Annotated in this window: 20 protein-coding genes; all 20 read left to right on the forward strand. The window is 68.3% G+C overall.

The annotated features are described in order from the left end of the window. Positions 1-33 precede the first annotated feature (33 nt). Complete coding sequence (locus ACQP2F_RS03640) at positions 34-750, forward strand: ATP-binding cassette domain-containing protein (protein ID WP_433300604.1); 717 nt, start codon at positions 34-36, stop codon at positions 748-750. Then, positions 747-1427, forward strand: a complete 681-nt coding sequence (locus tag ACQP2F_RS03645) for a hypothetical protein (protein ID WP_433300606.1) — start codon at positions 747-749, stop codon at positions 1425-1427. The genes ACQP2F_RS03640 and ACQP2F_RS03645 overlap by 4 nt, the downstream gene beginning before the upstream one ends. An 887-nt stretch (positions 1428-2314) precedes the next feature. Further along, entirely contained in the window at positions 2315-2860 is a 546-nt protein-coding gene (gene rplJ / locus ACQP2F_RS03650) for a 50S ribosomal protein L10 (RefSeq protein ID WP_433300608.1), read from the forward strand. Positions 2861-2915: 55 nt separating this feature from the next. After that, on the forward strand, positions 2916-3305 hold the full coding sequence (gene rplL, locus ACQP2F_RS03655; protein WP_433300609.1) for a 50S ribosomal protein L7/L12: 390 nt from the start codon (positions 2916-2918) through the stop codon (positions 3303-3305). A 629-nt stretch (positions 3306-3934) separates the two neighbouring features. Continuing rightward, on the forward strand, positions 3935-7375 hold the full coding sequence (locus tag ACQP2F_RS03660) for a DNA-directed RNA polymerase subunit beta (RefSeq protein ID WP_433300611.1): 3441 nt from the start codon (positions 3935-3937) through the stop codon (positions 7373-7375). A gap of 92 nt (positions 7376-7467) precedes the next feature. After that, positions 7468-11358 (forward strand): DNA-directed RNA polymerase subunit beta', encoded by a 3891-nt coding sequence (locus ACQP2F_RS03665; RefSeq protein WP_433300613.1) that lies wholly within the window; start codon positions 7468-7470, stop codon positions 11356-11358. Positions 11359-11420: 62 nt separating this feature from the next. Continuing rightward, positions 11421-11777, forward strand: coding sequence for a hypothetical protein (locus ACQP2F_RS03670; RefSeq protein ID WP_433300615.1), 357 nt, complete (start codon positions 11421-11423; stop codon positions 11775-11777). A gap of 55 nt (positions 11778-11832) precedes the next feature. After that, positions 11833-12288, forward strand: coding sequence for a hypothetical protein (locus tag ACQP2F_RS03675; protein ID WP_433300616.1), 456 nt, complete (start codon positions 11833-11835; stop codon positions 12286-12288). Between the two features lie 450 nt (positions 12289-12738). Continuing rightward, positions 12739-13113: a 30S ribosomal protein S12 gene (gene rpsL, locus ACQP2F_RS03680; protein ID WP_014440718.1), complete on the forward strand. Its 375-nt coding sequence runs from the start codon at positions 12739-12741 to the stop codon at positions 13111-13113. 1 nt (position 13114) lies between these two features. Beyond that, positions 13115-13585, forward strand: coding sequence for a 30S ribosomal protein S7 (rpsG, locus tag ACQP2F_RS03685; protein ID WP_020513583.1), 471 nt, complete (start codon positions 13115-13117; stop codon positions 13583-13585). Positions 13586-13672: 87 nt separating this feature from the next. Further along, a complete protein-coding gene (gene fusA / locus ACQP2F_RS03690) occupies positions 13673-15769 on the forward strand; it encodes an elongation factor G (RefSeq protein WP_433300619.1) in 2097 nt (698 codons plus the stop codon). Positions 15770-15898: 129 nt separating this feature from the next. Continuing rightward, positions 15899-17092, forward strand: a complete 1194-nt coding sequence (gene tuf / locus ACQP2F_RS03695) for an elongation factor Tu (protein ID WP_433300621.1) — start codon at positions 15899-15901, stop codon at positions 17090-17092. A 311-nt stretch (positions 17093-17403) separates the two neighbouring features. Continuing rightward, positions 17404-17712, forward strand: coding sequence for a 30S ribosomal protein S10 (rpsJ, locus tag ACQP2F_RS03700; protein ID WP_007073037.1), 309 nt, complete (start codon positions 17404-17406; stop codon positions 17710-17712). Positions 17713-17725: 13 nt separating this feature from the next. After that, a complete protein-coding gene (gene rplC, locus ACQP2F_RS03705) occupies positions 17726-18376 on the forward strand; it encodes a 50S ribosomal protein L3 (RefSeq protein WP_433300622.1) in 651 nt (216 codons plus the stop codon). Next, on the forward strand, positions 18373-19020 hold the full coding sequence (gene rplD / locus ACQP2F_RS03710; RefSeq protein ID WP_433300624.1) for a 50S ribosomal protein L4: 648 nt from the start codon (positions 18373-18375) through the stop codon (positions 19018-19020). Before rplC ends, rplD begins: the two co-directional genes overlap by 4 nt. Continuing rightward, the gene (gene rplW, locus ACQP2F_RS03715) at positions 19017-19319 is read left to right on the forward strand and encodes a 50S ribosomal protein L23 (RefSeq protein WP_433300626.1); all 303 of its coding nucleotides are present in this window, start codon (positions 19017-19019) and stop codon (positions 19317-19319) included. Before rplD ends, rplW begins: the two co-directional genes overlap by 4 nt. A gap of 14 nt (positions 19320-19333) precedes the next feature. Beyond that, on the forward strand, positions 19334-20173 hold the full coding sequence (gene rplB / locus ACQP2F_RS03720) for a 50S ribosomal protein L2 (RefSeq protein WP_433300627.1): 840 nt from the start codon (positions 19334-19336) through the stop codon (positions 20171-20173). A 15-nt stretch (positions 20174-20188) separates the two neighbouring features. Next, positions 20189-20470 carry a 30S ribosomal protein S19 gene (gene rpsS / locus ACQP2F_RS03725; protein ID WP_020513590.1) on the forward strand — a complete coding sequence of 94 codons (282 nt, stop codon included), beginning with the start codon at positions 20189-20191 and terminating at the stop codon, positions 20468-20470. A gap of 37 nt (positions 20471-20507) precedes the next feature. Next, entirely contained in the window at positions 20508-20972 is a 465-nt protein-coding gene (gene rplV / locus ACQP2F_RS03730; protein ID WP_433300629.1) for a 50S ribosomal protein L22, read from the forward strand. Then, complete coding sequence (rpsC, locus tag ACQP2F_RS03735) at positions 20972-21829, forward strand: 30S ribosomal protein S3 (protein WP_433300631.1); 858 nt, start codon at positions 20972-20974, stop codon at positions 21827-21829. Before rplV ends, rpsC begins: the two co-directional genes overlap by 1 nt.

The raw sequence follows: 21829 nt of genomic DNA on the forward strand, positions 1-21829 counted from the left end.
CCCGGGGGCTTTCTTTGTGGCACGCTTGCGGCCGTGCGTTTCGAGCAGGTGTGGTTCCGGTACGCGCGAAGAGCCGCCTGGACGCTGCGTGAGCTGGACGCCTCGGTCGAGCCCGGCGCCACCGTGGTCGTGCTGGGCCGCAACGGCGCCGGCAAGTCGACGCTCCTCCAGCTGGCGGCGGGCGTGCTGCGCCCTTCTCGTGGCCGGGTCACCGGCCGCCCCGCGGTGGTGGGGTGGGTGCCCGAGCGCTTCCCCGCCGACCAGCCGTTCACCGCGGGCGACTACCTGCGGCGGATGGCGTCGGTGCGGGGCGTCTCCGATCCACGGGCCGTCGACTATTGGATCGAGCGCCTGCTGCTGACCGAGCACGCCGGCACCCGCCTGCCCGACCTCTCCAAGGGCACGGCACAGAAGGTCGGACTCGCCCAGGCCCTGCTCGTGCCGCCCGGCCTGCTGGTGCTCGACGAGCCGTGGGAGGGCCTCGACGCGGTCGCCCGCACGCTGATACCCGAGATCGTGGCGTCGGTTACGTCGGCCGGCGGCTCGGTCCTGGTCAGCGACCACCGGGGCGAGATCGACGCGCTGCCGGGCGCGGCGCATTGGACGATCGCGGAGGGCGCCCTGACGCGTACGGACGCTCCCGCGCGGGAGATGGTCGTGGAGGTCGCGGTGCGGGATACCGAGGCCGACCAGGCGGTGGCCAGGCTGCGCGACGCCGGCTTCCGGGTCGTCGGGGTGCGTTCCCGATGACGGCGCTGGTGCGGATGCGCCTGGCCGGCTTCGTGCGCGGCGGCCGGATCCTGGCGCCGTTGATCGCCGTCCTGGTCGAGCTCGGCATCATCTACGGCGGGGGAGCGTCGCCGGCCGCCGTCGCGTACGGCTACTCGGCGGCGGCCCTGTTCCCGGTCCTGGCCTGGCTGACCAAGCTCCTGCTCGACACCGAGCCCGACACCCAGCGCCGCCTGGCCCGGCTCGCGGTCGGCCCCGCCCACGAGGGCGCGGCCGGCATCGCCGGCGCCCTGATCCTGTCGTTGCTGGTGTGCGCGGCGGCGATGGCCGCGCCATGGCTCTTCCACGGCATCGACACCACCAAGGCCTTGGCCGGCGGCGTCGCCCTGGGCGCGCTGGCCCACCTGCTGGCGGTGCCGCCGGCGGTCGCGGTGGGCGCGCTGGCCAGCCGGGCCGTGACCGGAAGCGTCCGCCTCGGCGTCACCGTCCTGGTGGTCTCCGCGGTGCTGGTGGTGGTGCTGGGGCTGAGCGGCTCGTACGCCCCGTGGCTGGTCCCGCCGGTGATGGCGACGGCCCGGGCCCTCAACCGAGAAGGCCTGCCGTCCGCGGCCACGATGCTCGGCTTGACCGCATGGGCCGTGGCGTGGTCGCTGGTCGCCTACGCCGGTTACGGCCGCCTGCGCCGCGCCCGCGCCTGAACCCGCCGCGCCCGCATTCTGTGCCCGCGCCTGAGCCCGCCGCGCCCGCATCCTGTGCCGGCGCCTTAGCGCGTCAGCGCTCGCCGCGATCGGCCGTGCCCGCGCTCGCCGCGATCGGTCGTGCCGGCGCTCGCCGCGATCGGTCGTGCCGGCGCCCGCCGCAATCGGTCGTGCCTGCGCCCACCGCCATCGGCCGTGCCCGCGCTCGCCGCGACCGTCCGCACCTGAGCCCGCCGAGCCTGTCTGAGCCCGCCGCGCCCGTCCGCATCCGCCCGCGCCGCCCCCGCGTCTGACTGTGCCCGCGCGTGCCGCGCCCGCGTGGTCGATGGTCGTGCCTGTTCATTCATCTAGGCGTGAGCTGTGGATAGGGGCCGAGATTCGTCATACCCGTCTGCTCTACTCGCCCCCACCCAGTGACGGGGTGGGGGACGAGACGGGGTGGGGGACGAGACGGGGTGGGGGACGAGACGGGCGCGGAATAGGACGCACGCACGACGAGGCGGGTGGGGCGAGGCCGGCAAGGCGTGGCGAGGCGAGGCGTGGCGAGGCGGGGCGAGGCGGGGCGGCGGACGACATGGGGCGGAGACGACGAGTCGGGGGAGGCGAGACCGCGGAAACTCGGCCGATTTGGCGCGCGACGGTCGACCGCGTACTCTTTCTTCTCGGAGTTCCACCCATAGACCGCTGGTCGCCGCAACCACCGCCCGCAAGGCGGAGGTCGCGGTCGAAGGTCCCGCAGATGCGGGCGACCCGCGCAGGGGAGAACGGTTCGCGTTACGCAGGCTTTCGTGCCTTCTGCCGCCCCGTGCCCTTTGCGCCCGGGGCGTTTCTCATTTTCTGGTTCCTTCTCCCCAGGCCAGTGGCTTGAGCACTGAGAGAGGAGGGACATGGCGGACAAGCCGGTCCGGGCCGACAAGGCCAGCGCCGTTGCCGAGCTCACCGAGAACTTCCGTGGTTCGGCGGCCACCGTGTTGACCGAGTACCGCGGCCTCACGGTCAAGCAGCTCACCGAGCTGCGGCGTTCGCTCGGCAAGGAGACCAAGTACTCCGTGTCGAAGAACACGCTCGCGAAGCGGGCGGCGACCGACGCGGGCATCGACGGTCTCGACGCGCTGTTCACCGGTCCTACCGCGCTCGCCTTCATCAACGGCGACCCGGTCGAGGCGGCCAAGGGCCTTCGTGCCTTCGCCAAGGCCCACCCCGTCCTGATCATCAAGGGCGGTGTCTTCGAGGGTCGCGCGATCACGGCCGACGAGGTCAACAAGATCGCTGACCTCGAGTCCCGTGAGGTTCTGCTGGCCAAGCTGGCCGGCGCCATGAAGGGCAACCTGACCAAGGCGGCCGGCCTCTTCCAGGCCCCGCTGTCGCAGGTGGCGCGCCTCGCGGCCGCCCTGCAGGAGAAGCGCGAGAAGGACGGTTCCGCGGAGGCCTGAGCCCCGCGAGGACCCGCACGACATTCACCACAAAAGCTAGGAAAGGTTGCCTGATATGGCGAAGCTCAGCACCGACGAGCTGCTCGACGCGTTCAAGGAGATGACGCTGATCGAGCTGTCCGAGTTCGTGAAGCAGTTCGAGGAGACCTTCGAGGTCACCGCGGCTGCTCCGGTGGCCATCGCGGCCGCCGGCGCCGGCGGTGGCGCGGCCGCCGCTCCGGCCGAGGAGGAGAAGGACTCGTTCGACGTCGTTCTCGAGAGCGACGGCGGCAAGAAGATCCAGGTCATCAAGGTCGTGCGCGAGCTGACCGGCCTGGGCCTCAAGGAGGCCAAGGACGCCGTCGAGGGTGCCCCCAAGGCCATCCTCGAGGGTGTCAACAAGGAGAAGGCCGAGGCCGCCAAGGCCAAGCTCGAGGGCGAGGGCGCCAAGGTCACCCTCAAGTGATCTAACGCTCCACTGCTTTCTCTTGCGGATGGCGGAGACCCATGTCCGGGTCTCCGCCATCCCGTTTTAGGCGGCATTGTCCCTGGTAACGGAGTCGTGCCCGGCTGTCGGCCACCCGACCGGCAAAGACGGTTTAATCGGGCAAAGCATGGAGTATGGTCGCTAGGACGTGTCCGGCCGGCGGCGGCGCGAGTCCGACCCGCGGCAGAGCCCTTGACTGAGTGTCCGCTGACAGGCACGCTGACATCAGCAAGTTCTCCGCGCTTGCAACGGCCGCCCGGTGGGTAACCCGACTGTCAACGGGTCACATGCCGACGGCACCCGAGGGAGATATGCCGCGTTCCGAGCGGCCCTACGTGACGCCCTGGCCATGGAGGCGCAGGTCAGAGGCGGTGGGGTCAGGCTCCGCAGGCCACCCTCTGGTGTGGGCTGGACAGCGGTTAGCCAAGCGGCTACACTGCTAGTTTGCGCTGCCTTCTGTCTTGAGCCCTGCCGGGACATCCATCAGGATGACTTCCTGGGGGCTCGTTGGAGTGCCCACGCAAAGGGCCAGCTAAGGGGACAGCGCAAACAGTTGCATACCGCAGCTGCAGCCGCATCAGCAGCACCGGTCCTCGGAAGGACGCATCTTGGCAGCTTCCCGCCCTGCGAAGACCAGCCGTACGTCGAGCGCTTACGCACCCCGCCGTGTCTCTTTCGGCAGGATCACCGAGCAACTTGAGGTCCCCAACCTCCTGGCCCTCCAGACCGAGTCCTTCGACTGGCTGGTCGGTAATGAGGCTTGGCAGGCCCGGTCGACGGACGACACGAACGCCCACTCGGGCCTCGCAGAGATCCTCGAAGAGATCAGTCCCATTGAGGACTTCTCCGGCACTATGTCGCTGTCCTTCTCGTCTCCCCGATTCGACGAGGTCAAGGCCTCGATCGAGGAGTGCAAGGAGAAGGATCTGACTTACTGCGCGCCGCTGTTCGTGACCGCGGAGTTCACCAACAACACGACTGGCGAGATCAAGAGCCAGACGGTGTTCATGGGTGACTTCCCGATGATGACCCCCAAGGGGACCTTCGTCATCAACGGCACCGAGCGCGTCGTGGTGAGCCAGCTCGTCCGCTCGCCGGGCGTGTACTTCACGAAGGAGCCGGACAAGACCTCCGACCGCGACCTCTCCAGCGTCAAGGTCATCCCGAGCCGGGGTGCCTGGCTGGAGTTCGACATCGACAAGCGCGACACCGTGGGCGTCCGGATCGACCGCAAGCGCCGGCAGGCCGTCACCGTCCTGCTCAAGGCGATCGGCTGGTCGGCCGACCAGATCCGGGAGCGGTTCGGGTGGTCCGAGCTGCTCATGACCACCCTGGAGAAGGACCACATCGCCGGGCAGGACGAGGCCCTGCTCGACATCTACCGCAAGCTCCGCCCGGGTGAGCCCCCGACCCGGGAGAACGCGCAGACCCTGCTCGACAACCTCTTCTTCAACCCGAAGCGGTACGACGTCGCCAAGGTCGGCCGGTACAAGTTCAACAAGAAGCTCGAGATCGACGTCCCGATCGACCGTGGTGTCCTCACCGAGGAGGACATCGTCAAGACGGTCGAGTACCTCTGCCGGCTGCACGCCGGTGAGGAGGGCTACGAGGCCGACGACATCGACCACTTCGGCAACCGTCGCCTGCGCACCGTCGGCGAGCTCATCCAGAACCAGGTCCGCGTGGGCCTGTCCCGGATGGAGCGCGTCGTCCGCGAGCGCATGACGACGCAGGACGTCGAGGCGATCACGCCGCAGACTCTGATCAACATCCGCCCGGTGGTGGCGGCGATCAAGGAGTTCTTCGGTACGTCGCAGCTGTCGCAGTTCATGGACCAGACCAACCCGCTGGCGGGCCTGACCCACCGGCGCCGGCTGAGCGCGCTCGGCCCGGGCGGTCTTTCCCGTGAGCGTGCCGGCTTCGAGGTCCGTGACGTGCACCCGTCCCACTACGGCCGGATGTGCCCGATCGAGACGCCCGAGGGCCCGAACATCGGTCTGATCGGCGCGCTCTCGACGTTCGCGCGGGTCAACCCGTTCGGCTTCATCGAGACGCCGTACCGGCGGGTCGAGGACGGCCGGGTCACCGACGACGTCCACTACCTGACCGCCGACGAGGAGGACCGGTACATCAAGGCCCAGGCGAACGCCACGCTGAACAGCGACGGCACGTTCGCCGACGACCGGGTCCTGGTTCGCCGGAAGGGCGGTGAGGTCGACTACGTGCCCGGCACGCAGGTCGACTACATGGACGTCTCGCCGCGGCAGATGACCTCGGTCGCGACCGCCATGATCCCGTTCCTCGAGCACGACGACGCCAACCGTGCCCTCATGGGCGCGAACATGCAGCGTCAGGCCGTCCCGCTGGTCAAGGCCGAGGCGCCGCTGGTCGGCACCGGCATGGAGTACCGTGCCGCGGTCGACGCCGGCGACGTGGTCGTGGCCGAGGTCGGCGGTGTGGTCGAGGACCTCTGCGCCGACTACGTGACGGTCCACCAGGACGACGGTCACCGCCGTACCTACCTGCTGCACAAGTTCCGCCGCTCGAACGCCGGCTCCTGCGTCAACCAGAAGCCGGTCGTGTTCGAGGGTGACCGGGTCGAGGCCGGCCAGGTCATCGCCGACGGCCCGTGCACCGACGAGGGTGAGATGGCCCTGGGCCGCAACCTCCTCGTCGCGTTCATGTGCTGGGAGGGCCACAACTACGAGGACGCGATCATCCTGTCGCAGCGCCTCGTGCAGCAGGACGTGCTCACCTCGATCCACATCGAGGAGCACGAGGTCGACGCCCGGGACACCAAGCTCGGCCCGGAGGAGATCACCCGCGACATCCCGAACGTCAGCGAGGAGATGCTGGCGGACCTGGACGAGCGGGGCATCATCCGGATCGGCGCCGAGGTCGTGCCCGGCGACATCCTGGTCGGCAAGGTCACGCCCAAGGGCGAGACCGAGCTCACCCCCGAGGAGCGGCTGCTCCGCGCGATCTTCGGTGAGAAGGCGCGCGAGGTCCGTGACACCTCGCTGAAGGTTCCGCACGGCGAGACCGGCACGGTCATCGGCGTCCGCACCTTCTCCCGCGAGGACGGCGACGAGCTTCCCCCGGGCGTGAACGAGCTGGTCCGCGTCTACGTCGCGCAGAAGCGGAAGATCCAGGACGGTGACAAGCTCGCCGGCCGCCACGGCAACAAGGGCGTCATCTCCAAGATCCTTCCGGTCGAGGACATGCCGTTCCTCGAGGACGGCACGCCGGTCGACATCGTGCTCAACCCGCTCGGTGTGCCCTCGCGTATGAACATCGGTCAGGTCCTGGAGACCCACCTCGGGTGGATCGCCAAGACCGGCTGGTCGGTCGAGGGCGAGGACGCCGACTGGAAGCGCCAGCTGAAGGCCATCGAGGCGCACGAGTCCCCCAAGGACTCGAACGTCGCGACCCCGGTCTTCGACGGCGCGCAGGAGGAGGAGATCAAGGGCCTCCTCGAGTCGACGCTCGTCAACCGCGACGGGAAGCGGCTGGTCAACGGCGACGGCAAGGCGCAGCTGTTCGACGGCCGCTCGGGCGAGCCGCTGCCGGACCCGATCTCGGTCGGCTACGTCTACATCCTGAAGCTGAACCACCTGGTCGACGACAAGATCCACGCGCGGTCGACCGGCCCGTACTCGATGATCACGCAGCAGCCGCTGGGTGGTAAGGCGCAGTTCGGTGGCCAGCGGTTCGGCGAGATGGAGTGCTGGGCCATGCAGGCCTACGGCGCGGCCTACGCGCTGCAGGAGCTGCTCACCATCAAGTCCGACGACGTACTCGGCCGCGTGAAGGTCTACGAGGCCATCGTCAAGGGCGAGAACATCCCGGAGCCGGGCATCCCCGAGTCCTTCAAGGTGCTTCTCAAGGAGCTGCAGTCGCTGTGCCTCAACGTCGAGGTGCTCTCCAGCGACGGCGTGGCCCTGGAGATGCGCGAGACGGACGACGAGGTCTTCCGGGCCGCGGAGGAACTCGGTATCGACCTGTCCCGGCGCCCGAACGAGGGCGTCAGCAGCGTCGAAGAGATCTGACGGATGGCGGCCCCGGTGATCTCACCGAAAACCGGGGCCGCACCCGCCGGCCTTGAATTCACCCGAGCAACGAAACACGAGGGATAGTCCAAGTGCTCGACGTCAACTTCTTCGACGAGTTGCGTATCGGCCTGGCGACCGCCGACGACATCCGGCAGTGGTCGCACGGCGAGGTCAAGAAGCCCGAGACGATCAACTACCGCACCCTCAAGCCCGAGAAGGACGGACTCTTCTGCGAGAAGATCTTCGGTCCGCAGCGGGACTGGGAGTGCTACTGCGGCAAGTACAAGCGGGTCCGCTTCAAGGGCATCATCTGTGAGCGCTGCGGCGTCGAGGTGACCCGGTCCAAGGTCCGCCGTGAGCGCATGGGCCACATCGAGCTGGCCGCGTCGGTCACGCACATCTGGTACTTCAAGGGTGTGCCGAGCCGGCTCGGTTACCTGCTCGACCTGGCTCCCAAGGACCTCGAGAAGATCATTTACTTCGCCTCGTACGTGATCACGAGCGTTGACGCCGAGGCGCGTCACCGTGACATGAGCACGATCGAGAACGAGATCTTCGCCGAGAAGCGCCAGTCGGAGAACAGCCGCGACTCGGAGATCGAGAAGCGGGCCGGGAAGCTGGAGCAGGACCTCGCCGAGCTCGAGGCCGAAGGGGCCAAGGCGGACGTGCGCCGCAAGGTCAAGGAGGCCGGCGAGCGCGAGATGCGCCAGATCCGCGACAAGGCGCAGCGCGAGATCGACCGCCTCGACGAGGTGCTCGACACGTTCCGCAAGCTCGACTCCAAGCAGCTGGTCACCGACGAGCTGCTCTACCGCGAGCTGCGCGACCGCTTCGGTGAGTACTTCACCGGCGGGATGGGCGCCGAGGCGATCAAGGCGCTGCTCGAGAACATGGACCTGGACGCCGAGGCCGAGAACCTGCGGGAGATCATCCGCAGTGGCAAGGGCCAGCGGAAGATCCGTGCGCTCAAGCGGCTCAAGGTCGTCGCCGCGTTCCTGAACACCCGGAACTCGCCGCTCGGCATGGTGCTGGACTGCGTCCCGGTCATCCCGCCGGACCTGCGCCCGATGGTGCAGCTCGACGGTGGCCGCTTCGCGACCAGCGACCTGAACGACCTGTACCGCCGGGTCATCAACCGGAACAACCGGCTCAAGCGCCTGATCGACCTGGGCGCGCCCGAGATCATCGTCAACAACGAGAAGCGCATGCTGCAGGAGGCCGTCGACGCGCTGTTCGACAACGGCCGCCGCGGCCGGCCGGTCACCGGCCCGGGCAACCGCCCGCTGAAGTCGCTCTCCGACATGCTCAAGGGCAAGCAGGGTCGCTTCCGGCAGAACCTGCTGGGCAAGCGCGTCGACTACTCCGGCCGTTCCGTCATCGTCGTCGGCCCCCGGCTCAAGCTGCACCAGTGCGGCCTGCCGAAGCAGATGGCGCTGGAGCTGTTCAAGCCGTTCGTGATGAAGCGCCTGGTCGACCTGAACCACGCGCAGAACATCAAGTCGGCCAAGCGGATGGTCGAGCGTCAGCGGCCGGTCGTGTGGGACGTCCTGGAGGAGGTCATCAGCGAGCACCCGGTGCTGCTGAACCGCGCGCCGACCCTGCACCGCCTCGGCATCCAGGCCTTCGAGCCGCAGCTGGTCGAGGGCAAGGCGATCCAGATCCACCCGCTCGTCTGCACGGCGTTCAACGCCGACTTCGACGGCGACCAGATGGCGGTGCACGTGCCGCTGTCGGCCGAGGCGCAGGCCGAGGCCCGGATCCTGATGCTCTCGTCGAACAACATCCTCAAGCCGGCCGACGGCAAGCCGGTCACCATGCCGACCCAGGACATGGTCATCGGTCTGTACCACCTGACCCACCTCACGCCCGGTGCCAAGGGCGAGGGCCGGGTGTTCTCGTCGGACGCCGAGGCGCGGATGGCCTTCGACAACGGCGAGCTGCACCTGCAGGCGCCCGTCAAGATCCGTCTGCGGGACGTGGTCGGCGTCGACAACGGCGCCAAGGGTGCCAAGTGGGAGGCGCCGGAGGACTGGACCGAGGGCGAGCCCGTCCTGGTCGAGACCACCCTGGGCCGGGTCATCTTCAACGAGACCCTGCCGCCGGGCTACCGGTTCGTGAACTACGAGATCCGCAAGGGTCAGCTGTCGGCGATCGTCAACGACCTCGCCGAGCGCTTCCCCAAGGTCGCCCTGGCCGCGACCCTGGACGCGCTCAAGGAGGCCGGCTTCCACTGGGCCACCTGGTCCGGCGTGACGATCGGCATGGGCGACGTCATCGGCCCCCCGCGCAAGCCGGAGATCCTGCAGCGCTACCAGGTCGAGGCGGACCGGATCGACAAGCAGTACCAGCGTGGTCTGATGACCGCCGAGGAGCGTCGCGGCGAGCTCATCGAGATCTGGACCAAGGCGACCAACGAGATCGCGGCCGAGATGTCGACGGCTCTCCCGCAGGAGAACCCGCTCTGGGTCATGATCAACTCGGGTGCCCGCGGTAACCTGCTGCAGCTGCGGCAGATCGCCGCGATCCGTGGTCTGGTGGCCAACCCCAAGGGCGAGATCATCCCGCGGCCGATCACGTCGTCGTACCGCGAGGGTCTCACCGTGCTGGAGTACTTCATCTCCACGCACGGCGCCCGGAAGGGCCTCGCCGACACCGCGCTGCGTACCGCCGACTCGGGTTACCTGACCCGGCGTCTGGTGGACGTCTCGCAGGACGTCATCATCCGCGAGGAGGACTGCGGTACCGACCGCGCGATCCCGATGCAGGTGGCGGACCGCGAGCCGGACGGCACGCTGGTCGTGCACACGCACGCCGAGACCGGCGTGCACGCCCGGACGCTGGCCGACGACGCGAAGGACCCCGACGGCAACGTCGTCGTCCCGCGCGGCTCGGACCTGAACTCGATCCTGGTCGACATCCTCGTCGCCAACGGCATCGAGAACGTGCGGGTGCGCAGCGTGCTGACCTGTGAGTCGAAGCTCGGCGTGTGCGCGGCCTGCTACGGCCGCTCGCTGCCGACCGGCAAGGGCGTCGACATCGGCGAGGCGGTCGGCATCATCGCCGCCCAGTCCATCGGTGAGCCGGGCACGCAGCTGACGATGCGTACCTTCCACACCGGTGGTGTCGCGGGTGAGGACATCACCCAGGGTCTGCCGCGTGTGCAGGAGATCTTCGAGGCCCGCGTGCCCAAGGGCAAGGCGCCCATCGCCGACACCCCGGGACGCATCCGCATCGAGGACGGCGAGCGTTCGCGGAAGATCATCGTGGTGCCGGACGACGGCAGCGAGGAGATCGTGTACGACAAGATCTCCAAGCGCGTCAAGCTCCGGGCCCACGACGGCGACCACGTCGGCGTCGGCGAGAAGCTGACCGAGGGCACCATCGACCCGCACGAGCTTCTGCGGATCATGGGTCCGCGGGCGGTCCAGGTCCACCTGACCCAGGAGGTCCAGGAGGTCTACCGCTCGCAGGGTGTGCTCATCCACGACAAGCACATCGAGATCATCATCCGCCAGATGCTCAAGCGGGTGACGGTCATCGACTCGGGCGCGGCGGAGTTCCTGCCGGGCGTGCTGGTCGATCGGGCGCTCTTCGAGTCGGAGAACCGCCGGCTCGTCGGCGAGGGTGGCGAGCCCGCCGCCGGTCGCCCGGTGCTGATGGGTATCACCAAGGCTTCGCTGGCCACCGACTCCTGGCTCTCGGCGGCCTCCTTCCAGGAGACCACCCGGGTGCTGACCGACGCGGCGATCAACTCGCGCAGCGACTCGCTCGTCGGCCTCAAGGAGAACGTGATCATCGGTAAGCTCATCCCGGCCGGTACGGGCATCAGCAAGTACCGCAACATCCGGGTCGAGCCGACCGAGGAGGCCAAGGCCAAGGTGTACTCGATGACCGGGTACCCCGAGACCGACTACGGCTTCGGGCCGGCCAGCGGGCAGGCTGTGCCGCTGGACGACTTCGACTTCGGGTCGTACCGCTGACCTGAACGTCAGGAAGGGCGGTCGCGCACTGCGCGGCCGCCCTTCCGTATTTCTAAGATGGGGTGGTGACCCTTCCCGCCGCCGCGCCGCCCACGCGCCACCCCCTGGATCCGGACCCGGCGCCCTCGTCGAAGGCCCGGGCGGTCTTCGCGCTGGGCCTGGTCGGCTTCCTGACCGGCGCATTCGTGGGCGGTGTGATCCCGGCCACCGTGGCGCTGCTGCTGGCGCGTCAGGCGGCTCGCGAGGCGTACGCGGCGAAGGGTTATCTGACCGGCTCGGTGTGGATCCGCCGGGGCCGCCGGCTGGCCTGGACCGGCATCGTGCTGGCGATCACCGCCCTGGTCGTGGCCACGATCGCCGGCCTGCTCCACCTGGCCACGTCGCCCGGCGGTCCGGACTTCGCTCCGGGCACCGACTAGGACCGGCCGCAGGGGCGGGATGCGCCCGGCCTCATCCGGGTGACATGCTCGTCTCATGAGCCAGCAGCCGTACCCGTACGCGCCGCAGGTGCCGCCCCCACCGCCCGCCGGCCGTTGGCAGCCCGAGCGGGTCGAGGCCGTGCCCGGTACCGAGTTCGGCCTGGTCCAGTTGCGGGTCGAGCCGATCACCTCGGGCCTCGCGATCGGTTCTCTGCTGGCCGGCATCGCCGCGATCCTGGTGTCGTTCCTGGTGCTGTGCTTCGGGCTGGCCGGCGCCGGACCGGGCTGGGGCGCGGTGGTCGCGGGCGCGTTCACGCTGCTGAGCGTGCTCGGCGGGGCCGGCGCGATCATTGTGGGCCTCGTCGCACGCCGGCAGATCCGTCGCTCCGGGCACACCGGGCAGGTGCGGTTCACCGGTGGCGGCCTCGCGATCGCGGGAATCTCGTGCGGCGGGGCCGGAGCGGGAATTGCGCTGGGGGGCCTGGCGTTGTCAGTGGTGTTGCAGTTGTAGTCCACCGGGACTCGACTCACCCCCGAAATCCGGTATCCCGACACCGCGGCGATGTGGTCTCGAGGTACCCGGTACACTTGTTTTGGAGATATCCGTCGTGAGGGCGGGACACGATTGATAGGACTCAGCCCTGTCGATTTTGACCTGGCTGCTCATGGTGGGTACTCTTTCCCCTCGTGCCCGGGCTTGCCCGGGCAACTCGTGCGTGCGCCCGAGTCGAAGTTGGGACGGGGCAGGAGCGCGACGAGATTCGTCGCCCTGACTGATCAGGGTGGCGACACAGACAAGACCTGCTGCGCGTGACCACGCGTGGCGGGACCGTGAGCCGGACGACACGCCCGACCGCGGGTGCCGGAGGGGCCTCACCGAGGTGGGGCGTCACCGGCGCACAGAGGCATACAAGACGGTGCGGCCGCAGTAGGAAGCGGCCGAAGGGAGCGGAGAAACCCGGTGCCCACGATCCAGCAGCTGGTCCGCAAGGGCCGCCAGGCGAAGACGAGCAAGACCAAGACGCCGGCGCTGAAGGGAAGTCCCCAGCGGCGCGGCGTGTGCACGCGCGTGTACACCACTACCCCCAAGAAGCCGAACTCTGCGCTGCGCAAGGTCGCTCGTGTGAAGCTCAGCAGCCAGATCGAGGTAACGGCGTACATCCCCGGTGTCGGCCACAACCTGCAGGAGCACTCGATCGTGCTCGTGCGTGGCGGCCGTGTGAAGGACCTCCCGGGCGTCCGCTACAAGATCGTCCGCGGTTCGCTGGACACCCAGGGTGTCCGCAACCGCAAGCAGGCCCGCAGCCGTTACGGCGCGAAGAAGGAGAAGAGCTGACATGCCGCGTAAGGGCCCCGCTCCGCGCCACCCGGTGGTCGCGGACCCGGTTTACAACTCCCCGCTGGTCACGCAGCTGATCAACAAGATCCTGATCGGTGGCAAGCGTCAGCTCGCCGAGCGCATCGTCTACGGCGCGCTCGAGGGCTGCCGGGAGAAGAGCGGCACCGACCCCGTCGTCACGCTGAAGCGCGCGATGGACAACGTCAAGCCGACCCTCGAGGTCCGCAGCCGCCGTGTCGGTGGCGCGACCTACCAGGTGCCGGTCGAGGTCCGCACCCCGCGGCAGACGACCCTCGGTCTCCGCTGGCTGGTCCAGTACTCCAAGGCCCGCCGTGAGAAGACCATGATCGAGCGTCTCCAGAACGAGCTGCTCGACGCCAGCAACGGCCTCGGCGCCGCCGTCAAGCGGCGTGAGGACACCCACAAGATGGCGGAGTCCAACAAGGCCTTCGCGCACTACCGCTGGTAAGACCCCGCCGCCGGCCCGGCACCCGCCGGGCCATACGGCAAGTCGTACCGGTCCACGAGACGACGACGAAGAAAAGTAGGGATTGAAGTGGCCGCCGCAGACGCGCTCGCCAACGTACGCAACATCGGCATCATGGCGCACATCGATGCTGGTAAGACCACGACCACCGAGCGAATCCTGTTCTACACCGGTATCACGTACAAGATCGGTGAGGTCCACGAGGGCGCTGCCGTCATGGACTGGATGGAGCAGGAGCAGGAGCGCGGTATCACCATCACTTCCGCCGCCACCAAGTGCGAGTGGAAGGGCCACACGATCCAGATCATCGACACGCCCGGCCACGTCGACTTCACGGTCGAGGTGGAGCGGTCGTTGCGCGTGCTGGACGGCGCGGTGGCGGTCTACGACGGCGTGGCCGGCGTGGAGCCGCAGACCGAGAACGTGTGGCGGCAGGCGGACAAGTACCACGTCCCCCGGATGTGCTTCGTCAACAAGCTCGACCGGACCGGTGCGGACTTCTTCCGCTGCGTGCAGATGATGATCGACCGGCTCAACGCGACCCCGCTGGTCCTGCAGATCCCGATCGGCCTCGAGGGCGACCACATCGGCGTCGTCGACCTGATCGGCATGCGCGCGCTCACCTGGCGTGGTGAGACCCAGAAGGGCGAGGACTACGCCGTCGAGGAGATCCCGGCCGACCTGGTCGACTCCGCGAACGAGTGGCGCGAGAAGCTGATCGAGACGCTGGCCGACGTCGACGACTCGGTCATGGAGAAGTACCTCGAGGGCGAGGAGCTCTCGCAGGAGGAGATCAAGGCCGCCATCCGGCGCGCCACGATCGCCAGCAAGGCCAACCCGGTGCTGTGCGGCTCGGCGTTCAAGAACAAGGGCGTTCAGCCCATGCTCGACGCCGTGATCGACTACCTGCCGTCGCCGCTGGACATCCCGGCCATCGAGGGCACCGCGACCGACGGCGAGACGCCGATCCAGCGCAAGCCGTCGAACTCGGAGCCGTTCTCGGCGCTGGCCTTCAAGATCCAGACCGACAAGCACCTCGGCAAGCTCACGTACGTGCGGGTCTACTCCGGCACGCTCGAGTCCGGTTCCCAGGTGGTCAACTCCACCAAGGACCGCAAGGAGCGGATCGGCAAGATCTACCAGATGCACGCGAACAAGCGTGAGGAGCGCGCCACCGCGCAGGCCGGCGACATCATCGCCGTCCAGGGTCTCAAGCAGACCACCACCGGTGACACGCTCAGCGACCCGGCCAGCCCGGTCATCCTGGAGTCGATGACCTTCCCGGAGCCGGTCATCCAGGTCGCCATCGAGCCGAAGACCAAGTCCGACCAGGAGAAGCTGGGCACCGCGATCCAGCGCCTCGCCGAGGAGGACCCGACGTTCCGGGTCTTCAACGACGAGGAGACCGGTCAGACCATCATCGCCGGCATGGGCGAGCTTCACCTCGACATCCTCGTCGACCGCATGCGTCGCGAGTTCAACGTCGAGGCGAACATCGGCAAGCCGCAGGTCGCGTACCGCGAGACCATCCGCCGCGCGGTGGAGAAGGTCGAGTACACGCACAAGAAGCAGACCGGTGGCTCGGGTCAGTACGCCCGCGTCATCGTCGGCCTCGAGCCCCTGCCGCTGTCGGCCGACGGCCCGACCTACGAGTTCGTCAACGCCGTCAGCGGTGGCCGCATCCCCCGGGAGTTCATCCCGTCGGTGGACGCGGGCGCGCAGGACGCCATGCAGTACGGCATCCTCGCCGGCTACCCGCTGGTCGGTGTCAAGCTGACGCTGCTCGACGGTCAGTACCACGAGGTCGACTCGTCCGAGATGGCGTTCAAGATCGCCGGTTCGATGGTGATGAAGGAGGCGGCCCGCAAGGCCGACCCCGCTCTCCTCGAGCCGATGATGTCCGTGGAGGTCACCACCCCCGAGGACAACATGGGCGACGTGATCGGCGACCTCAACTCCCGCCGTGGCATCATCCAGTCGATGGAGGAGCGCTCCGGGGCCCGGGTGGTCAAGGCGCTGGTCCCGCTGTCCGAGATGTTCGGCTACGTCGGCGACCTCCGGTCGAAGACCGCCGGCCGGGCCAGCTACAGCATGCAGTTCGACTCCTACGCCGAGGTTCCGCAGAACGTGGCGAAGGAGATCATCGCGAAGGCTACGGGCGCCTGAGTCCGCAACTGAAGCGTTGAGGCGCGTGCGGTCCGTCGAGGACCGCACGCGCGCGAGCAGTCGACAGAGTCCCAGTCGCCTTATCGGGCGTGCCGGGCAAAGTAATGATCAGTCCACAGGAGGACACCAGTGGCGAAGGCGAAGTTCGAGCGGACTAAGCCGCACGTCAACATCGGCACCATTGGTCACATCGACCACGGTAAGACGACGCTGACTGCGGCCATCACGAAGGTCCTGCACGACCAGTACCCGGACCTCAACCCGTACACCCCGTTCGACGAGATCGACAAGGCGCCGGAGGAGAAGGCCCGCGGCATCACGATCTCGATCGCGCACGTCGAGTACCAGACCGCGGCGCGTCACTACGCGCACGTGGACTGCCCCGGCCACGCCGACTACATCAAGAACATGATCACCGGTGCCGCCCAGATGGACGGCGCGATCCTGGTGGTCGCCGCGACCGACGGCCCGATGCCGCAGACCAAGGAGCACGTGCTCCTGGCCCGCCAGGTCGGCGTTCCGTACATCGTCGTGGCGCTGAACAAGTCGGACATGGTCGAGGACGAGGAGCTCCTGGAGCTCGTCGAGCTCGAGGTCCGCGAGCTGCTCAGCACCTACGAGTTCCCGGGCGACGACGTGCCGGTCGTGCGCGTCTCGGCCCTCAAGGCGCTCGAGGGTGACAAGGAGTGGACCGAGCGTCTGCTCGAGCTGATGAACGCTGTCGACACCGCGATCCCGCAGCCGGAGCGCGACACCGACAAGCCGTTCCTCATGCCGATCGAGGACGTGTTCACCATCACCGGCCGTGGCACGGTCGTGACGGGTCGCGCCGAGCGCGGCATCCTCAAGCCGAACGAGGAGGTCGAGATCGTGGGCATCCGCGAGAAGTCGACCAAGACCGTTTGCACCGGCATCGAGATGTTCCGCAAGCTGCTCGACGAGGCCCGCGCGGGTGAGAACGTCGGTCTGCTGCTGCGTGGCATCAAGCGCGAGGACGTCGAGCGCGGCATGGTCGTCATCAAGCCGGGCACCACGACCCCGCACACGGAGTTCGAGGGCCAGGTCTACATCCTCTCCAAGGAGGAGGGCGGCCGGCACACCCCGTTCTTCCAGAACTACCGCCCGCAGTTCTACTTCCGCACCACGGACGTCACCGGCGTCGTCACGCTGCCCGAGGGCACCGAGATGGTCATGCCGGGCGACTCCACCACCATGTCGGTCAAGCTGATCCAGCCGATCGCCATGGAGCAGGGCCTGAAGTTCGCGATCCGTGAGGGTGGCCGCACCGTCGGCGCCGGCACGGTCACGAAGATCAACGTCTGACGACCTAGTACCCCGATTAGCGTTGCCGGAGACAATCCGGCATACTAGTCAGGTTGCGTCCGCGCGGGGTGGTTGGTGGCCTCTGGGTTGCCAGCCACCCTCGCCGGGTGTCCGGGGGTGTTTTGAGCCCGCCCGGCACTCCAGCTCCAGATCCCCGTGATCGAGTTGTTTGATATGGCTGCATAGCGACAGCAGGCGCGACACGCCCGACCGCGGGGGTCGGACAACTGCAGGATCGACGGTCCTGCGGGGCATGCGGAAGCCACCGCTTCCGCACGTAGCGGCATCGAGAGAAGGAAACAGAAGCCACCATGGCGGGACAGAAGATCCGCATCCGGCTCAAGGCCTATGACCACGAGGTCGTCGACTCCTCGGCGCGGAAGATCGTCGAGACGGTGACGCGTACCGGGGCGCAGGTTGCGGGCCCGGTGCCGCTGCCCACGGAGATCAACCGTTTCTGCGTGATCCGTTCGCCGCACAAGTACAAGGACTCGCGCGAGCACTTCGAGATGCGCACGCACAAGCGTCTGATCGACATCATCGACCCGACTCCGAAGACGGTCGACTCGCTCATGCGCCTCGACCTGCCGGCTGGCGTCGACATCGAGATCAAGCTGTAGGGATCTGCGACTGATGGACAGGCAAGTAAAGGGGATCCTGGGCGCCAAGCTCGGCATGACCCAGGTCTGGGACAACAACAAGGTCGTCCCGGTGACCGTGGTGCAGGCCGGCCCTTGTGTCGTGACCCAGGTCCGCACAGATGAGAAGGATGGCTACGCCGCCGTCCAGCTTGCGTACGGCGCTATCGACCCGCGCAAGGTGAACAAGCCCGAGGGCGGGCACTTCGCCAAGGCCGGTGTGTCGCCGCGGCGCCACGTCGTGGAGCTGCGCACCACCGACGCCGGGTCGTACGAGCTCGGCCAGGAGGTCACCGTCGAGGCGTTCGAGGTCGGCTCGCCGATCGACGTCACCGGTAAGACCAAGGGCAAGGGCTACGCCGGCGTCATGAAGCGCCACGGCTTCCACGGCCTCAAGAGCAGCCACGGCGTCGAGCGCAAGCACCGCTCGCCGGGCTCGATCGGCGCCTGCGCGACCCCGGGTCGCGTCTTCAAGGGCGTGCGGATGGCCGGCCGGATGGGCAGCAAGCGCTTCACCGTGCAGAACCTGACGGTGCAGGCGGTGGACACCGAGAACAACCTGCTGCTGGTCAAGGGCGCGGTTCCCGGTCCCAAGGGTGCGCTGATCCTGGTCCGCAGCGCGGCGAAGAAGGGCGGTGCCAAGTGAGCTCGGTTGACCTGATCAACGCCGAGGGCGCCAAGGCCGGCTCGGTCGAGCTGCCCGACGACATCTTCGACGTGCAGGCGAACATCCCGCTGATGCACCAGGTCGTCGTGGCCCAGCTCGCGGCCGCCCGGCAGGGCACGGCCAAGGCCAAGACGCGGGGCGAGGTCGCCGGTGGCGGCAAGAAGCCCTACAAGCAGAAGGGCACCGGTCGCGCCCGTCAGGGCTCGATCCGCGCGCCGCAGTTCACCGGTGGTGGCGTCGTGCACGGCCCGGTGCCGCGCGACTACACCCAGCGGACCCCCAAGAAGATGAAGGCCGCCGCCCTGCGTGGCGCCCTGTCGGACCGGGCCCGCGAAGGCCGCGTGCACGTGGTCGAGGCGTTCTTGAGCGGCGACAAGCCGTCGACCAAGGCCGCGATCGCGACCCTGCGCAAGGCGACCGAGTCGAAGAAGGTCCTGGTCGTCCTCAGCAGCACCGACGAGCTGAACTGGCTGTCGCTGCGCAACGAGGTCACCGTGCACCTGATCGAGGCCGGTCAGCTGAACACGTACGACGTGCTGGTCGCCGACGAGGTGGTCTTCACCAAGGACGCTCTCGACGAGTTCCTGGGCGTGCCGGCCGAGGCCTCCGAGGGGGACAAGTGACCACGATCTCCGACCCGCGCGACGTCATCGTCGCGCCCGTCGTCTCCGAGAAGAGCTACAGCGTTCTCGACCAGAACTGGTACACGTTCCTCGTCCACCCGGACGCGAACAAGACCCAGATCAAGATCGCGATCCAGCAGATCTTCAACGTGCGCGTGCTGACGGTGAACACCGCGAACCGCGAGGGCAAGCGCAAGCGCACCCGGACGGGCTTCGGTCAGCGCAAGGCGACCAAGCGCGCGATGGTCAAGCTGGCTGACGGTGACCGTATCGAGGCCTTCGGCGGCCCGGTCAGCTAAGGGGTTGTAAAACAATGGCTATCCGTAAGTACAAGCCGACCACGCCGGGCCGTCGCGGCTCGAGCGTCGCCGACTTCGCCGAGATCACCCGGTCCACCCCGGAGAAGTCTCTGCTGGTTCCGCTGCCCAAGAAGGGCGGCCGCAACGTCCACGGCCGGATCACCACCCGGCACCAGGGCGGCGGCCACAAGCGGCAGTACCGGCTGATCGACTTCAAGCGGGTCGACAAGGACGGCGTGCCGGCCAAGGTCGCGCACATCGAGTACGACCCGAACCGCACCTCCCGCATCGCTCTGCTGCACTACGCCGACGGCGAGAAGCGCTACATCCTCGCGCCGAAGGACCTGTCGCAGGGTGACCGGGTCGAGTCCGGCCCGGGCGCGGACATCAAGCCGGGGAACAACCTGCCCCTGCGCAACATCCCGGTCGGTACGACGGTCCACGGCGTGGAGCTTCGTCCCGGCGGTGGCGCCAAGCTGGCCCGCTCGGCCGGTGTCGGCATCCAGCTGCTCGGCCGTGAGGGCGCGTACGCCACGCTGCGTATGCCCTCGGGCGAGATCCGGCGGGTCGACATCCGTTGCCGCGCGACGGTCGGCGAGATCGGCAATGCCGAACAGTCGAACATCAACTGGGGCAAGGCCGGCCGCATGCGCTGGAAGGGCAAGCGCCCGACCGTCCGCGGTGTCGCCATGAACCCGATCGACCACCCGCACGGTGGTGGTGAGGGTAAGACCTCCGGTGGTCGCCACCCGGTCAACCCGGCTGGTAAGCCGGAGGGCCGTACCCGCCGCAAGGGCCAGGAGAGCGACAAGCTGATCGTTCGCCGCCGCTACGCCACCCGCAAGCGCGGGTAACGGGAGTAGAAGAAGATGCCTCGTAGCCTGAAGAAGGGCCCGTTCGTCGACGACCACCTGCTCAAGAAGGTGGAAGTCCAGAACGAGAAGAACTCGAAGAACGTCATCAAGACCTGGTCGCGGCGCTCGACGATCATCCCCGACATGCTCGGGCACACGATCGCCGTGCACGACGGACGCAAGCACGTCCCGGTGTTCATCACCGAGGCCATGGTCGGGCACAAGCTCGGTGAGTTCGCTCTGACCCGCACGTTCAAGGGTCACGAGAAGGACGACCGCAAGAGCCGTCGCCGCTAAGCAGACACACGGATCAGAGGAATTAGGAGCTACAGCGATGCCAGTCAAGGGCGACGCTCCGGTGCTTCCGGGCGCGCGGGCGGTTGCGCGGCACGTGCGCATCTCGCCGAACAAGGCGCGCCGGGTGGTCAACCTCGTCCGCGGTCTGCCCGCGAAGGAGGCGCTCACCGTCCTGCAGTTCGCGCCGCAGGCCGCCAGCGAGCAGGTCTACAAGGTGCTCGCCAGCGCGATCGCCAACGCGGAGAACAACGAGCGGCTGGACCCCGACGCGCTCCTCGTGAGTGAGGCGTTCGTCGACGAGGGCCCGACGCTCAAGCGTTTCCGTCCGCGCGCGCAGGGCCGGGCGTACCGGATCCGCAAGCGCACCTGCCACATCACGGTCGCCGTCGAGGCGGTCCAGGTCGCGCGTCCGGCCAAGAAGGCCGCCGCGGCGAAGAAGGCTGCGCCGGCCAAGAAGGCCGCGCCGGCAGCCGAGTCCCAGACGACGGAGGAGTCCGAGTAATGGGCCAGAAAGTTCACCCCACCGGATTCCGGCTCGGCATCTCCACCGACTGGAAGTCCCGTTGGTTCGCCGACAAGCTCTACAAGGACTACATCGGCGAGGACGTCAAGATCCGCCGGATGATGTCCAAGGGCCTCGAGCGGGCCGGCATCTCCAAGGTGGACATCGAGCGCACCCGGGACCGGGTTCGCGTCGACATCCACACCGCCCGGCCGGGCATCGTCATCGGCCGCAAGGGCGCGGAGGCGGACCGGATCCGCGGCGAGCTCGAGAAGCTCACCGGCAAGCAGGTCCAGCTGAACATCCTCGAGGTGAAGAGCCCCGAGTCGGACGCTCAGCTGGTCGCGCAGGGCGTCGCCGAGCAGCTGTCCTCCCGGGTCAGCTTCCGCCGGGCGATGCGCAAGGCCATGCAGTCGGCCATGAAGAACCCGATCTGCAAGGGCATCCGGGTGCAGGTCTCCGGCCGTCTCGGCGGCGCGGAGATGAGCCGCACGGAGTTCTACCGTGAGGGTCGCGTTCCGCTGCACACGCTGCGGGCCAACATCGAGTACGGCTTCTTCGAGGCCCGTACGACGTTCGGCCGCATCGGCGTGAAGGTCTGGATCTACAAGGGCGACGCCGTGCCCGGTCGCGAAGCCGTGCAGGAGGCGCCCGCGCGTCCCCGCCGGGACCGCGCCGACCGTCCCGAGCGTCCGCGCCGTGGCCGTTCCGGCTCGTCCGGCACGACCGCCGGTGGCACCGAGGCGGGCCGCGCTGCCGCGCAGGCCAGGAGCGGCGACACCCCGACCGGTGAGTCGGTCAACGACGCGGCTGTCGCCGCGGCGCCGGCCACCGCTGAAACGCAGCAGGAGGGCTGA

The sequence above is a fragment of the Actinoplanes sp. CA-030573 genome (genome assembly GCF_050951115.1).
Classification (GTDB): Bacteria; Actinomycetota; Actinomycetes; order Mycobacteriales; family Micromonosporaceae; genus Actinoplanes.

What these genes read in the sequence shown, in the direction of transcription:
- rpsS (WP_020513590.1), top strand. Translation starts at nt 20,189, where the DNA reads ATGCCTCGTAGCCTGAAGAAGGGCCCGTTCGTCGACGACCACCTGCTC.
- rpsJ (WP_007073037.1), top strand. Translation starts at nt 17,404, where the DNA reads ATGGCGGGACAGAAGATCCGCATCCGGCTCAAGGCCTATGACCACGAG.
- rpsC (WP_433300631.1), top strand. Translation starts at nt 20,972, where the DNA reads ATGGGCCAGAAAGTTCACCCCACCGGATTCCGGCTCGGCATCTCCACC.
- rplC (WP_433300622.1), top strand. Translation starts at nt 17,726, where the DNA reads ATGGACAGGCAAGTAAAGGGGATCCTGGGCGCCAAGCTCGGCATGACC.
- rpsG (WP_020513583.1), top strand. Translation starts at nt 13,115, where the DNA reads ATGCCGCGTAAGGGCCCCGCTCCGCGCCACCCGGTGGTCGCGGACCCG.
- rplB (WP_433300627.1), top strand. Translation starts at nt 19,334, where the DNA reads ATGGCTATCCGTAAGTACAAGCCGACCACGCCGGGCCGTCGCGGCTCG.
- rplV (WP_433300629.1), top strand. Translation starts at nt 20,508, where the DNA reads ATGCCAGTCAAGGGCGACGCTCCGGTGCTTCCGGGCGCGCGGGCGGTT.
- rplJ (WP_433300608.1), top strand. Translation starts at nt 2,315, where the DNA reads ATGGCGGACAAGCCGGTCCGGGCCGACAAGGCCAGCGCCGTTGCCGAG.
- rplL (WP_433300609.1), top strand. Translation starts at nt 2,916, where the DNA reads ATGGCGAAGCTCAGCACCGACGAGCTGCTCGACGCGTTCAAGGAGATG.
- ACQP2F_RS03645 (WP_433300606.1), top strand. Translation starts at nt 747, where the DNA reads ATGACGGCGCTGGTGCGGATGCGCCTGGCCGGCTTCGTGCGCGGCGGC.
- ACQP2F_RS03675 (WP_433300616.1), top strand. Translation starts at nt 11,833, where the DNA reads ATGAGCCAGCAGCCGTACCCGTACGCGCCGCAGGTGCCGCCCCCACCG.